Below are 14,081 nucleotides of genomic sequence, written 5' to 3' on the forward strand. Positions count from 1 at the left end.
AGGAATCGGCCCAGGGCCGACGGGAACACTCATGACGCAAGCCACCAACGCCGTGTACACCGACATCAGCACCGCTCAACTGATTGAAGAAGCCGTCAAGCGCGGAGAGGGCGAACTGTCCGCCAATGGCTCTCTGGTGGTGAAGACCGGGCACCGCACGGGTCGTTCTCCGGCTGACCGCTTCATCGTCGAAGAGCCGAGCACCCAGCACAAGATCGCCTGGGGCCCGATCAACCGTCCGTTCCCGGCGGGCAACTTCGAAGCCCTGTGGAGCCGCGTCGAAGCCTATATCGGCGAGCGTGACAGCTTCGTGTCCCATGTCCATGTCGGTGCCGATCCCGAGCACTACCTGCCGGTCAAGATGACCACCGAGACCGCCTGGCACAACCTGTTCGGCCGCTGCCTGTTCATCACCCCCGAGCAGTTCAACCCGGCCGGTCTGAGCGAGTGGCGCATCCTCAACGCCCCGTTCTTCCAGTGCGTACCCGAGCGTGACGGCACCAATTCCGATGGCTGCGTGATCATCAACTTCGCCGAGAAGAAGGTGCTGATCGCCGGCATGCAGTACGCCGGTGAAATGAAGAAAGCCATGTTCTCCGTGCAGAACTTCCTGCTGCCGGACGTCGACGTGCTGCCGATGCACTGCGCCGCCAACATCGGCGAAGACGGCGACACCACCCTGTTCTTCGGTCTGTCCGGTACCGGCAAGACCACCCTGTCGGCCGACGAGAGCCGCTACCTGATCGGTGACGACGAACACGGCTGGGGCGTTGGCCGCGTGTTCAACATCGAAGGCGGTTGCTACGCCAAGTGCATCGACCTGTCCGAGAAGAACGAGCCGGTGATCTGGAAGGCCATCAAGTTCGGTGCCGTACTGGAGAACGTGGTGCTCGACGAGCGCACCCGTCTGCCGGACTACGCCGATGCCAGCCTGACCCAGAACAGCCGCGCGGCCTACCCGCTGCAGCATGTCGAGAAGCGTTCCGAGAAGAACCTCGGCGGCGAGCCGAATGCGGTGATCTTCCTGACCTGCGACCTGACCGGCGTACTGCCGCCCGTGTCGATCCTGAACAACGAGCAGGCTGCCTACCACTTCCTGTCCGGCTACACCGCGCTGGTCGGTTCCACCGAAATGGGTTCGGGTAGCGGCATCAAGTCGACCTTCTCCACCTGCTTCGGTGCGCCGTTCTTCCCGCGTCCGGCCGGTGAATATGCCGAGCTGCTGATCAAGCGCATCAACGGCTTCGGCTCCAAGGTCTATCTGGTCAACACCGGTTGGACCGGTGGTGGCTACGGTGTCGGCAAGCGCTTCAACATTCCGACCACCCGTGCGGTGATCGCCGCGATCCAGAGCGGCGCGCTGATCGGTGCCGAAACCGAGCACCTGCCGATCATCAACCTGGATGTGCCGAAGACCGTTGCCGGTGTCGATACCCAGCTGCTGAACCCGCGCAACACCTGGGTCGACAAGAGCGCCTACGACCAGGCCGCGAAGGAGCTGGCAGGCAAGTTCATCGAGAACTTCAAGAAGTTCGATGTTTCCGACGCCATCCGCAACGCCGGTCCGCAGCTCTAAGCTGCCTGCCGAGTCATCGAAAAGCCGCCTTCGGGCGGCTTTTCGTTTATGCAGCACCGGAAACGCATCGAGCGGCTCGATGATTGTGATCGGTGAAGTCCCGTGGATTCGATCGGTCGACACCCTTAGCATGGCGCCACCTTTCTCCTGTGAGGACTCGCCATGCATACCGAAGAAGCCATTCGCACCCGCCGCGCCGTTAAGGCCTACGACCCCAGCTTCCAGCTGAGCCGTGAAGAAAAGGACGAGCTGCTGCAACTGGCGCTTCTGGCGCCTTCTGCCTTCAATCTGCAGCATGTGCGGTTCGTCGAGGTCAGCGACCCGGCGCTGCGCGCGCAGATCCGCGAGGTGGGCTGGAATCAGGCGCAGATGACCGACGCCTCGATGCTGGTGGTGATCTGCGCCCAGGTCGACAGCTGGGAAAAGAATGTCCGCCGCGTCTGGGAAGGCGCACCGAGCGAGGTGCAGGACTACATGGCCGGCGCCATCGATGCCTATTACCGCGGCAAGCCGCAGGTGCAGCGTGACGAGGCCATGCGCAGCTGCGGTCTGATGGCGCAGACGCTGATGCTCGCGGCACGGGCCAAGGGCCTGGATTCCTGCCCCATGGATGGCTTCGATTTCGATGCGGTCGGCAAGCTGATCAACCTGCCGGACAACCATGTCATCGCGCTGATGGTCGCGGTGGGCAAGCGCGCCGCCGAGCCGAAGCCGCGTGTCGGCAAGCTGCCGTTCGACGAGGTGGTGATTCGCGACCGCTTCTGATCGCGCTCATCAAGACCCGGCGGGACGGCGCGTTGCGTGCTCCCGCCCGGCCCCAGCGTCCCTGTTCGTGGCGCTCAGTTCTGATTCCTGCAGGCCTCGGATAGCGTCCGGTAGGCCAGCTTGCGTTCGGTACCGGTGGAATCGCGATAGGTCATCTCCGCGTCGGTCACCTCGCAGTAGGGGGTCGGCTTGATCTTCACCGACAGCACCGAGGCGACATCCAGTCGGGTGCCGTAGGTGTAGGGCTGAGCCTTGGCATCATCAGCCTGGGCCAGCGAGGTAAACAGCAGGGCAGTGGCAATAAGGGTTGCACGCATGGCGGGGCATCCTGTTCTGGTTCATAGGTCCGTCCTGTTTTTGCCTGCCGGATCACCTGACCCGGCGTCGCTTGTGCTTGTTGTCAGGAGCTCAGGCATCGTAGAAGTAGATAGGCGCCTAACGGTAATTGCGGTTTCCAATCCGCTCGATTGATGGAAATGCCTGGCCGTTCCGCTGCTGCACCGTCCCCAAGAAGCCTCGGCGTCGCACCCGGCCGACGAGGCGGGTCGATGCGCAGTGCCCTCTGCTGTCTTTTGCTACCCTCCTGCCTCCCGTCACAGGAGCGACGCCGCATGATCGAACAGACCCTCAGGCAGACGTTTGGCTACGACAGCCTGCGTCCGGGCCAGGAACAGGCCATTCGCGCCGTAGTGGCGGGGCGCTCGGCAGCGGCGATCTTTCCTACCGGCTCGGGCAAATCCCTGTGCTACCAGCTGCCGGCGCTGCTGTTGCCGCACCTGACCCTGGTGGTCTCACCCTTGCTGGCGCTGATGCAGGACCAGCTGGCGTTCCTTCACCGCCATGGCATTGCCGCCGCCAGCATCGACTCGGCGCAGAGCCGCGAGCAGACGAGCGAGACCATGGCCCGCGCCAAGTCCGGCGAGCTGAAGATCCTGATGATCTCGGTGGAACGGCTGAAGAACGAGCGCTTCCGCCACTTCATCAGCCAGGTGCCGATCTCCCTGCTGGTGGTGGACGAGGCGCACTGCATCTCCGAGTGGGGCCACAACTTTCGCCCGGACTATCTGAAGCTCCCCGACTACCAGCGCCAGTTCAACATTCCCCAGGCGCTGCTGCTGACTGCCACGGCGACGCCCCCGGTGATCGCCGACATGCAGGCCAAATTCTCGATTGCAGCGGATGACGTGGTGACCACCGGTTTCTACCGACCCAATCTCAATCTGCTGGTGGAGCCGGTCAGCGGCTTCAACAAGCAGCGCCGGCTGGTGGAATGGCTGACGGACAGGGCGGGGCAACCGACCATCGTCTACGTCACCCAGCAGAAGACCGCCGAGCAGATCGCTGAACACCTGGCGCAACGGGGCTTTCCGGCCAGCGCCTACCACGCGGGCATGGCGCACGAGCTGCGTGAATCGATCCAGCGGCGCTTCATGGCAGGTGAACTGAACTGCATCGTCGCCACCATCGCGTTCGGCATGGGCATCGACAAGGCCGATATCCGCAATGTGGTGCACTACGACCTGCCCAAGTCGGTGGAAAATTACAGTCAGGAAATTGGTCGGGCAGGGCGCGACGGCAACGCTTCGGATTGCCTGGTGCTGGCCAATCGCGACAGCCTCAGCGTGTTGCAGAACTTCGTCTACGGCGATACGCCGGAACGCGAGGGCATCCGCTGCGTGCTCGACGAGCTGCTGCAGGCCGGTGCCGGCGGGCAATGGGAGCTGATGCTCAACCAGCTGTCGGAGCAGAGCAACATCCGCCAGCTGCCGCTGAAAACCCTGCTGGTGCAGCTGGAGCTGCGCGGCATCATCGCACCGCGTTTTGCCTACTTCGCCGAGTACCGCTTCAAGTACCTGCTCGAGCCCGAGGCGCTGGTAGCGAAGTTCGAAGGCGAGCGGCGACAGTTCGTCGAAGCCATCGTGCACACCTCGGCGCGGGCGCGGACCTGGTGCACGCTGGATTTCGAAGCGCTTTACGGGCAGCACGGCGCCGACCGCGCGCGGGTGGTCAAGGCGCTGGAATATTTCCAGGAGAAGGGCTGGATCGAGCTGGAGAGCAAGCAGATGACCGAGGTCTACGCGCTGCTCGACACGCGCTTCGATGCCGAGGCTCTGAGCGGCGAGCTGCACGCCTACTTCAAGGAGCACGAAGCCAGCGAGATCGCTCGCATCGACAACATGCTGGCCCTGTTCGAGTCCCGCGAATGCCTGAGCCAGCGGCTGGCGGCCTATTTCGGCGACCACCAGGCGCCGCTGCACTGCGGGCATTGCTCTGTCTGCCGCGGACAGGTCGCGAAGCTGCCGGAACCGCCGACACTGGCGCCGCTGGACCAGATCGACCTGGCCGCCCGCTGCGCCGAATTCAGTCAGCGCTACACGCAGCTCAAGGGCGGTGTGCCGAGCGCCGAGTGCCTGACGCGCTTTCTCTGCGGCATCAGCGTACCGGTGTTCACCAAGCTCAAGGCGCGCCAGCTCCCCGGCTTCGCCTCGCTGGAGGCCTATCCCTACGCCGAGGTTCGTGCGCGCTTGGCGGGTTAGCGCGCGGTCAGGCCGATCAGCCGGTCGGCCACGCCCTTGGTCTGCCGCGAGGTGTCCGCCGTCAGGTTGCTGGAGTTCTCCAGCGCGTCGAGCAGGCCGGTAAGCGAGCCGACGCCCGCCGATTGCGCCTCGATGTGCTGCGCCACCGCGCGGATTTCGCTGGCCAGACGGTCGATATCCGTACCGATCTCCTCGGCGTTCCTGCCGGTGATTTCGGCGAGCTTGCGCACCTCGTCGGCCACCACCGCGAAACCGCGCCCCATGTCGCCGGCACGCGCTGCCTCGATCGCCGCATTGAGCGCCAGCAGGTTGGTCTGCCCGGCGATCTGCTGGATGGTCTGCACCACCGATTGGATTCGCTGGCTCGACTGCGCCAGGTCGCGGGCGCTGCTGACCACCTCGTCGGCCTGGTGAACCATCTGCTTGACCGAGCTGCCGGCCTGCTCGATGACGGTGCCCTGCTGGTTGATGTTCAGCGTCAGGTCATCCATCGAACCGTGCAGCTCGGTGGCGCACTGGCTCAGCTGTTCGGACATGGATTGCCGCTCATGATCGGCCTGGGACAGCACCTGACCAAGGTCGGCCAGGCCACGGAACACCGGGCGGATGTGTTCGTCGAGGCCGTTGATGTCCACCGCGCTGCTGTAGTCCTGGCGCTTGAACTGCTCGATCTGCTTGACCACCACCTGGCTCAGGCCGGTGAGCTTCTTGATCTGCCGACGCAGGAAGAACGCCTTGAATTCACCGTGATAGGCGATGAAGTTGTCGGTGTATTCGTCGTGGAAGTCGTCCTTGCCGTTGGTGCGGAAGAAGAACACCGCGGTCAGCGTCTGGTTGAGATTGAGACCGAGGATCTCGCCGAAGGTCGAGTAACCGGCTACCGGTACGTCATCGAACACCGGGTCCATGCCGCCGAGTGCCTGCTCGTTGTTCAGCCGGCGCAAGATGCAGTCGTTGAGGATGCCCACCAGCGGCTTGCCGGGCTTGTTGCGCATGAATTGCTGATAGTCGCGGCGGGTGGTTTCGGCCAGCGGCGTACGCTTGACCATGATCAGCTCCTCACCCGGGGCCACGTCGCAGAACAGGTGGACCCGTTCGTTGGCGAAGTCGATCTGCGAAATCGAACGAACGAACACCTCCTCGCCGACGCGGATGGCGAAGGAATAGTCGGCGAGCCGCTGTTCCAGCTCCTGCGGCGCGCACCGCAGCGCCTCGCACAGCGCCTGGACCATGCTGCGGATGTTGCCGCGGGCATCGACCACCTGGCTGATGTAGCGATCCTCCAGGGAGGCGCTGAGCACGCTCAGGCTGAGCGGCGTGGGCTCGAAGTTCTGGCTCTTGAACACCCCGAAGCGGACGTTACGGGCGCACTTGAGAAAGACGATCAGTGCGTGGTTCTGGTAGCTGCGCTGGCCGTCGTGCAACTGCGTGCGCTGGAAATCCAGCTTGCCGCCCGCCGAACCGCCGACGAACAGACAGGGGAAGCGCCCGGACTCGTACAGCGCTTCCATGAAGAACGACTCCGAGGCGGACAGGCCGTCGAAGAAGATGTTGGCCAGGGTGTCGCGGTAGTCGATCTTCATCGATACCTGAACGCGCTTGATCGATGCCGTGAGCCGGGCGATGCGCTCGCTCATGGGCAGGCGCTGGCCCTGGCCGCGGATATCCTCGCACTCCAGCGGTACCCGGACGATCTCCGCGGCCGCGATGACGCTGGCGTCGAACAGCTGCAATACCACCCGATCCCATTGCGCGCCGGCGGCGCAGTAGAGCCGCTGGCCCTCGCTGGACAGCTCGCCGGCAGTGGTGCACAGGCTGATCGTCGCCCGTGGAAAGCGCTGCGATACCTGCCGCGCGACAGCGTCCAGGTCGACGTGCGGCGAGACGAAACCGGCGATGTATGTCGGCTCGAAGCGCAGGGCCGTTAACTGCTGACTCAGTTGCGACGCCGTGCAGAGCAGGCTCGCCGTACCGCTGGATTGCGTATGGCCAGGCTTGAAACGGGAGAACGAAATCATGGGCAGTACTCACGCTTGAGGGACGGAGCGGGAAACTCGGCCGCTCCCGCACTAGCCATCGCAGGCTGTTCATCGTTATCGGCAGCCGGAACGGCGCTCTGTAGGCCGTGCGGTGGCGTCGCTGACAGCCAGGTTATCGGCCGCCGAGCCGGGGATCGCCATACCACCATGGTCTTCATCCGGAAGTACTGAATGGGCAACCTGGCCACGCTTTTGTCAGTGACGGCGTTTGATATGGCTCAACTGCCGGTTGCTGTGGTTATGCAATTGTCGACCAGCGACCTCTTGCCGCAGACGTTGCGGCCGATAGCCAAGGACAAGCCTCCCAAGGAGCGATGCCATGACTCGCCTGTTCAGTGATCTCGGATTCCGTTGGAAAATCACTCTGCCTATCTCTGCGCTTGCCATTCTGCTGGTGCTGATGGGCGCCGTCGGTATGCGTGGCATTGAGCGAGTCGCAGATTCCAGCGAGTTGCTGGCTACTCGGCATCTACCAGCGATCGGCTTGCTGCTCAATGCCGACCGCGATCTCTATCAGGCTTTCGTCGCCGAGCGCAGTTTGCTGGACAGCGATGCCGGCGCACACGTCCAGGCGCTCAAAGCCAGCCACGCGGAGAACCTCAAGCAGGCCTACGATCGGGTGCAGAAATATGCTGCCATGCAGCCCGGCCGCGACGCGCTGGCCCTGGTCGAGCAGTTCAACCGCGGTTTCGAGCAATGGTCGACGGTGTCCAAGCGTGTAATAGAGCAGGTCGAACAGAATCCTCAGGCTGCCAGTGCATTGAGCTTTGGCGACAGCGAATCGCGCTTCGACGCCATGCGCGATGCCATCGACAAGCTCGGCGAACTGGAAGAGGCTGCAGCCGATGCCGAGGGCCAGGCCGCGTTGGCCGAGGGCGCGGCCACCGCGACCCAGCAAGGGGTGGTGTTGCTGATCGGCCTGCTAGGCTGCGTTGTGCTGGTTCTTGGCCTCCCGTTGGTGGTGCTGCGGCCGATGCGGCGGCTGCTTGACCGCCTGCAGCAGATCGCCGAAGGCGATGGCGACCTGCGGGCTCGCCTTGAGGTGCGCTCTGCCGATGAACTGGGCCAGCTCGGCACAGCCTTTAACCGCTTTCTCGACAAGCTACAGCCGTTGATCGCGGAGGTTGGACGCGTCACTGCCGAGGTCGAAACCGCTGCTCGTGGCATGGCCAGCATGGCTGAGACCAATGACCGCCTGATCAGCAGCGAACACGCCGCCGTCGATCAGGTGACTACGGCAGCGACCGAAATGAGCGCGGCGGTGCATGAGGTTGCGCTCAACGCGCAGCATGCTTCGGACGCCGCGCATGCGGCACATATGCAGTCCAACCAAGGCGCGGCGGTGGTCGGCAGCACCATTCAATCGATCCGCCAACTGGCGCAGGATGTCGAAGGCGCGTCGCAGACCATCGGCGCGCTGGCCGACGAGACCGCCAGCATCGGAGCGGTTCTCGAGGTGATCCGTGGTATTGCCGAGCAGACTAATCTGCTCGCGCTCAATGCTGCCATCGAGGCGGCGCGCGCTGGCGAGCAGGGCCGCGGCTTTGCTGTCGTGGCCGATGAGGTGAGGGCGCTGGCGGCGCGGACGCAGGACTCGACCAAGGATATCCAGTCCCGCATCGAGCGGCTGCAGAGCGGCGTCGACAATGCGGTGCAGGCGATGCATACCGGCAGCAGCAAGGCGCGCGACAGTGTCGAACGGGCCGAGGGGGTCGATCAGGTGCTGGCAGAGGCGTCGGTACAGCGCATCAACGACATGGCCGCGCAGATCGCTACTGCATGTGAGGAGCAGAGCTGCGTCACGGAGGAGATTGCCCGCAACATCACTGACATCCGCGATCTGTCGAATGAGGCGGCGACCTATTCATCCCAGGGCAAGCTCGCCAGCCAACAGCTTTCCGGCTTGGCTAAGACGCTGGCTGACCTGGTCGGGCGGTTCCGTACGTGATCGCGTCGTACTACAACGACCCCCACAACAACCTGCCCAAGCCGCTGTCCGCAGGCAGCAGGAGTAGGCTCAGGACAAGCACCAGCAGCAGTCCGACCGCGTAGCTGAGGGCGCCTAACCCGACGGCAGGGTTCGTCTGTTTTGCGCGAAGAGGTGACTGCGAGCTTGTTACGGTGTTCTGTTCGCGTGGCTGGCGAAGCGAAAAGGACATGGCGGCCTCGTCTATTGTGCCCGCTGTTCTGCTGCGGACATCGAGCGGCGCAGTAGAACCTAAATGGAGGCGCATTGCCACTACTCGTCGCGAGTGTCTGGGTTGGGTGTAGCTACCCAGCGTGACTGAAACATCGAGAAAAGCTCCGGTACGCCGGCTGGCTCGCGAGCCTGCATGGCTCGACCATACTCATGGGCCGGGTCATGCAGGTCAGCTTGCCAAATTTGGAGGATTTGCTCATGTTCACGCGCCGTCAGCTGCTGCAACGTTCTGCCCTGATCGCCACGCTCGCTGCCCTCGGCCCGCTGCTGCCTGCGCTGAGCTTCGCCGCGCAGGGCGTGCTGCGGCGAGCCATTCCTGCCACCGGTGAAACGCTGCCCGTGATCGGTCTCGGTACCTCCATTACGCATAACGTGAGCCTCGATGACCCACAGATGGACCGCCTGCTGGAGGTGCTGCGGGTGATGGTGGAAGGCGGTGCCTCGCTGATCGACACCGCGCCGAGCTACGGCAATGCCGAGCGCGTCGTCGGCGAACTGGTCAAGCGCCTGGGCCAGCGCGACAAGGTCTTTCTCGCCAGCAAGGTGTCCTTGACCGGACGCGAGCGCGGCCTGGCGCAGATCGAGGCGAGTTTCGGGGCACTGCAGACCGACACCATCGACCTGATCCAGGTGCACAACCTGCAGGACACCCGCACCCAGCTCGGCCTGCTGCGCGAGCTCAAGCAGGAGGGGCGGGTGCGTTACATCGGCGTGACGCACTATGTGGAGTCGGCCCACGATCGCCTGCTGGACACGCTGAAACAGGAGCAGGTCGACTTCGTGCAGTTCAACTATTCGGTCAGCGAGCGCAACGCCGAGAAGCAGCTGCTGCCCTACTGTGCCGACAACGGCATCGCCACCCTGATCAACCGACCCTTTACCCGCGGCAACCTGCTGTCGAAGGTCCGGGACAAGCCGTTGCCGGACTGGGCCGCCGAGATCGACGCCAGCTCCTGGGCGCAGCTGCTGCTCAAGTTCATCCTCGCCGAGCCGGCGGTGACGGCGGTCATTCCGGCCACCTCCAATCCGCGCTACATGGCCGACAACCTGCTCGCCGGCCAGGGCCGTCTGCCCGACGCGCGGCAGCGGCAGATGATCGTCGACGCCTTCCGCTGAGCCGGGCCGCATGCCCGTCGCCTCCGCCGCGCTGATCAACGCCCGCCCCGGCGAACTGCGCGCGGCGCTGGCCGGCTTCGGCCTGTTCTTCTGCCTGTTCGCCGGCTACTTCATGCTGCGCCCGATCCGCGAGTCCATGGGCATCCAGGGCGGCGTGGAGAATCTGCAGTGGCTGTTCACCGCGACCTTCGTCGCCATGCTGGTGGCGGTGCCGCTGTTCGCCTGGCTCAACTCGCGGGTGGCGCGCATCCATTACATCGATTGGGTGTACGGCTTCTTCTGCGTCAACCTGCTGCTGTTTGCCGCGCTGTTCTTCGCGTTGAGTGACAGCGTCTGGCTGGCGCGGGTGTTCTACGTGTGGATCTCGGTCTACAACCTGTTCGTGGTCTCGGTGGCCTGGAGCCTGATGGCTGATGTGTTCGATGCGCCGCAGGCACGCCGGCTGTTCGCCTTCATCGCTGCCGGGGCCAGCGTGGGCGGCCTCGTCGGCCCCGCGGCAAGCGCGCTGTTGGTCGGCGTGCTCGGGCAGTTCGGGCTGATGCTGCTGGCGGCGCTGCTCCTGCTAGCCGCGGTGGCGCTCAAGCACTTCCTGATGTCCTGGCGCGAGGTAAACGGCGCCGGTCGGCCCGGTGCCGAGCACGCGGAAAGCCCGAAGCGGCCGGTGGCCGGCAACCCGTTCAGCGGCCTGACGCGGGTGCTGAGATCGCGCTATCTGCTCGGCGTCGCGGTGTTCGTGCTGTTGCTGACCACGGCCAGCACCTTCCTCTATTTCGAGCAGGCGCGCCTGGTTGCCGAGCTGTTTCCCGACCGTGTCGAGCAGGTGCGGGTGTTCGGCGCCATCGATTTCGTGGTGCAGGCCGGGGCGCTGCTGTCGCAGTTGTTCATCACCGGGCGCATTGCCCAGCGTCTGGGCGTGCGCGTGCTGCTTGCCGCCGTGCCGGCGCTGGTCTGTTTGGGCTTCGTCGGGTTGGCGCTGGCGCCGACCTTCGCCGTGCTGGCGGCGGTGATGATCGTGCGCCGGATCGGCGAGTACGCCTTCGTCCGCCCGGGGCGTGAGATGCTTTTCGCGCCGCTGGATGCGCAGAGCAAGTACAAGGCGAAGAACTTCATCGACACCGTGGTCTATCGCGGCGGCGATGCGCTGAGCGGCTGGGCCAAGAGCCTGCTCGACAGCCTCGGCCACGGCGCCTGGCTGGTGGCCGTGGTGGGCGCCGTCTGCGCCGCGATCCGGGGCGTGGTGGGCTGGTTTATCGGCGGCCAGGCCGATCGTAAAGCGGCGGTACAGTCTGCTCCCGGACGAAGCCGCTGAACCTCGACCCCGCGTACGCCTCGAACTCTAGTAGGTACGTCATCTATCAGGAGTACTCGTATGCATGTTCAGGTCAACAGCAACCACATTCCCGGCAGTGTCGAATTGCATGAGTGGGTCGGCACGACGGTAGAGGATCGGCTCGAGCGCTTCGACGATTTTCTCACCCGTGTGGAAGTGCATATCAGCGACGAGAATGCGCAGAAGGCGGGTGCCGACGACAAGCGCTGCCAGATCGAGGCGCGGCCGAAGGGGCATCAGGCGGTGTCGGTCACGCACAAGGCCGAATCGCTGCAGCTGGCGGTCGATGGCGCGGCCGACAAGATGCAGCACGCGTTGGAGAGCCTGATGGGCAAGTTGGACACTCGCGTGCAATCCAGCGGCGAACTGAACGATCCGCTGCTGGACGAGCCGCCGCAATCCGTCAAGGACGCGATGCTGGAAGAGGAGTTCCTGGAGAAGCAGAGCGAGCTCGACAAGTGAGCACGCCGCCCCGGCTGCGGCCGGGGCGACTCGCACTGCTCAAATCTTCCCGCGTCTCGCATCGCGATGATGCAGCAGGCGATATCACTCGATCCGTCCCGGTTTACCGACATGCAGATCATCCTCGTGCGGCACGGCAGACCCGACCATGGCGCGGCACGCTGGAGCACGCCGATCGGGATGAAAGCCTGGGTTGCGCGCTACAACGCCGCGGCGGTGGCCACGGGCGAGCGTCCGGATAGCCTGGTGGAGCTGGCCGGGTCGGTGGGCATCGTGGTGTGCAGTTCGTTGCAGCGCTGCGTCGAATCGCGCTCCCAGCTGGCCTGCGATTGTTGCCAGGAGCCCGACCCGCTGTTTGCCGAGGCCCATCTGCCCTATCCGGACTGGGGCCTGCCATTGCTTCCCTCGCGGTTCTGGCGACTGGTATTCCGTGGCGCCTGGTTTCTCGGCTTCTCCAGCCACACCGAGCCTGTCGGCGAATCAACCGAACGAGCCCGTGCGGCGGCGGATCGGCTGATCGCACTCGCTGAGGAACATAGCAGCGTGCTGCTGATGGGCCACAAGATCATGAACGCGCTGATCGCTCGCGAGCTGCGCCGACGGGGCTGGAAGGGCCCCATGTTTCCGCTGCTTTCGGGCTACTGGCAGCCGAGCCGTTACACCCGGGCATAGCTCAGAAAAACATCAGCAGGTCGATGGCCCCTTCACAGCCGCTAGGCGGCGAGAGCCGCTTTGGCTTGCCAGATGAAACGTTTCATCTAACGTGTGCGGGAGGCATAACAACAAAGGGAACACTCATGACACGTTTGCAACGCCTGCTCGGCCTGAGCATCTGCCTGGCGACTCCAGCCATGGCCTGGGAACAGGTTCTGATCGACCACGACAAGCCCGCGAAGAACTGGCGCGTCACCAGCGAGGAACTGGGCATCGATTCGGCAAAGCCGTTTTCGGTCAGCATGCGCACGCTGCACGGCGGGCGGCAGGAAGGGGTAAGCCTGATCGAGATCGACAATGGCACCATGCGCATGACAGTCGTCCCCACGCGTGGCATGAACGTGCTCGAAGCGGTTGCCGGTGACGTCCGGCTGGGTTGGGATTCGCCGGTGCAGGAGGTGGTCAATCCGGCCTTCATCGAACTCAACGGGCGCGGCGGTCTGGGATGGCTCGAGGGCTTCAACGAGCTGGTGACCCGCTGTGGCTTCGAATGGGTCGGGCATCCGGGCGAGGACAACGGTGAGCTGCTTACGCTGCATGGCCGTGCAGCCAACATTCCGGCTTCGCGCGTTGTGCTGACCATTGACGAAAAGCCGCCGTACGCCATCCGCCTGCGCGGCGAGTTGCAGGAAAAGGCTTTCAAGAAGCTCGACTTCGCCATTCACACTGAACTCAGCACCGAGCCGGGGCGCGCCGGCTTCTCGCTGCACGACACCCTGACCAACCAGGGCGACTATGCCAAGGAATATCAGGCGCTGTACCACACCAACTTCGGCACACCGCTGCTGGAGGAAGGGGCGCGCTTCGTTGCGCCGGTCAAGCAGGTATCGCCGTTCAACCCGCGCGCGGTGAAGGAACTGAACGACTGGCAGCGCTACCGCGGGCCCACCAGGGACTACGACGAGACGGTATTCAACCTGGTGCCGTATGCCGACGAGCAAGGCGAAACCCTCACCATGCTGCACAACCGTGCCGGCAGCCTGGGGGTCAGCGTGGGCTTCAATACCGGCGAGCTGCCGGTTTTCTCGCTGTGGAAGAACACCGATACCGAACAGCAGGGTTACGTCACCGGATTGGAGCCGGGCACCAGCTATTCCTACAACCGCCGCTATCAGCGTGCCCTCGGCCTGGTACCGAAGATCGAGCCGGGCGAGCAGAAACATTTCCGGGTGAGCTACGAGCTGCTGGCCGACAGTGCTGCGGTGGAACGCGTGCGCCAGCGAATCGAGGCATTGCAGGCAGGACGGGAAACCGAGGTGCGCGAGCAGCCGCTGGTCGACCTAAGCAAGGACTAGGCGGCCATGGTCGGCTCCGGCAGGGTTCAGGCCGCTTCGTTGTCTGC

The 14,081-nt window shown here is 64.3% G+C and carries 12 protein-coding genes; 10 read left to right on the plus strand and 2 right to left on the minus strand.

What is annotated here, in order from left to right; translation table 11 throughout:
• Positions 1-31 precede the first annotated feature (31 nt).
• Positions 32-1,576, plus strand: a complete 1,545-nt coding sequence (locus tag PSTAB_RS01610; protein ID WP_013981450.1) for a phosphoenolpyruvate carboxykinase — start codon at positions 32-34, stop codon at positions 1,574-1,576.
• Positions 1,577-1,738: 162 nt separating this feature from the next.
• Complete coding sequence (locus PSTAB_RS01615; protein ID WP_013981451.1) at positions 1,739-2,341, plus strand: nitroreductase family protein; 603 nt, start codon at positions 1,739-1,741, stop codon at positions 2,339-2,341.
• Between the two features lie 74 nt (positions 2,342-2,415).
• On the opposite strand, the gene PSTAB_RS01620 is transcribed toward PSTAB_RS01615, so the two are convergent.
• Positions 2,416-2,658 carry a DUF2790 domain-containing protein gene (locus PSTAB_RS01620; RefSeq protein WP_013981452.1) on the minus strand — a complete coding sequence of 81 codons (243 nt, stop codon included), beginning with the start codon at positions 2,656-2,658 and terminating at the stop codon, positions 2,416-2,418.
• Between the two features lie 294 nt (positions 2,659-2,952).
• Between PSTAB_RS01620 and PSTAB_RS01625 the strand changes: the two genes are divergently transcribed.
• Positions 2,953-4,878 (plus strand): RecQ family ATP-dependent DNA helicase, encoded by a 1,926-nt coding sequence (locus PSTAB_RS01625; protein ID WP_013981453.1) that lies wholly within the window; start codon positions 2,953-2,955, stop codon positions 4,876-4,878.
• Here the strand turns inward: PSTAB_RS01625 and PSTAB_RS01630 are convergent.
• On the minus strand, positions 4,875-6,896 hold the full coding sequence (locus PSTAB_RS01630; RefSeq protein ID WP_013981454.1) for an FIST N-terminal domain-containing protein: 2,022 nt from the start codon (positions 6,894-6,896) through the stop codon (positions 4,875-4,877). The two genes, PSTAB_RS01625 and PSTAB_RS01630, sit on opposite strands and share 4 nt — an antisense overlap.
• A 192-nt stretch (positions 6,897-7,088) precedes the next feature.
• Between PSTAB_RS01630 and PSTAB_RS21750 the strand changes: the two genes are divergently transcribed.
• The 7 genes from PSTAB_RS21750 to PSTAB_RS01665 all read left to right on the plus strand — a co-directional run bounded on the left by PSTAB_RS21750 (position 7,089) and on the right by PSTAB_RS01665 (position 14,034).
• Positions 7,089-7,256 (plus strand): hypothetical protein, encoded by a 168-nt coding sequence (locus tag PSTAB_RS21750; RefSeq protein ID WP_013981455.1) that lies wholly within the window; start codon positions 7,089-7,091, stop codon positions 7,254-7,256.
• Positions 7,237-8,865: a methyl-accepting chemotaxis protein gene (locus PSTAB_RS01635; protein ID WP_013981456.1), complete on the plus strand. Its 1,629-nt coding sequence runs from the start codon at positions 7,237-7,239 to the stop codon at positions 8,863-8,865. The genes PSTAB_RS21750 and PSTAB_RS01635 overlap by 20 nt, the downstream gene beginning before the upstream one ends.
• 450 nt (positions 8,866-9,315) lie before the next feature.
• Entirely contained in the window at positions 9,316-10,233 is a 918-nt protein-coding gene (locus tag PSTAB_RS01645) for an aldo/keto reductase (RefSeq protein ID WP_013981457.1), read from the plus strand.
• A 10-nt stretch (positions 10,234-10,243) separates the two neighbouring features.
• On the plus strand, positions 10,244-11,542 hold the full coding sequence (locus PSTAB_RS01650) for an NTP/NDP exchange transporter (RefSeq protein ID WP_013981458.1): 1,299 nt from the start codon (positions 10,244-10,246) through the stop codon (positions 11,540-11,542).
• 60 nt (positions 11,543-11,602) lie between these two features.
• Positions 11,603-12,025 carry an HPF/RaiA family ribosome-associated protein gene (locus tag PSTAB_RS01655; protein ID WP_013981459.1) on the plus strand — a complete coding sequence of 141 codons (423 nt, stop codon included), beginning with the start codon at positions 11,603-11,605 and terminating at the stop codon, positions 12,023-12,025.
• A 111-nt stretch (positions 12,026-12,136) separates the two neighbouring features.
• Positions 12,137-12,697, plus strand: coding sequence for a histidine phosphatase family protein (locus PSTAB_RS01660; protein ID WP_041771622.1), 561 nt, complete (start codon positions 12,137-12,139; stop codon positions 12,695-12,697).
• 125 nt (positions 12,698-12,822) lie between these two features.
• On the plus strand, positions 12,823-14,034 hold the full coding sequence (locus PSTAB_RS01665) for an aldose 1-epimerase family protein (RefSeq protein ID WP_013981461.1): 1,212 nt from the start codon (positions 12,823-12,825) through the stop codon (positions 14,032-14,034).
• Positions 14,035-14,081 lie beyond the last annotated feature (47 nt).

Source organism: Stutzerimonas stutzeri, assembly GCF_000219605.1.
In the GTDB taxonomy this organism is placed as follows: Bacteria; Pseudomonadota; Gammaproteobacteria; order Pseudomonadales; family Pseudomonadaceae; genus Stutzerimonas; species Stutzerimonas stutzeri.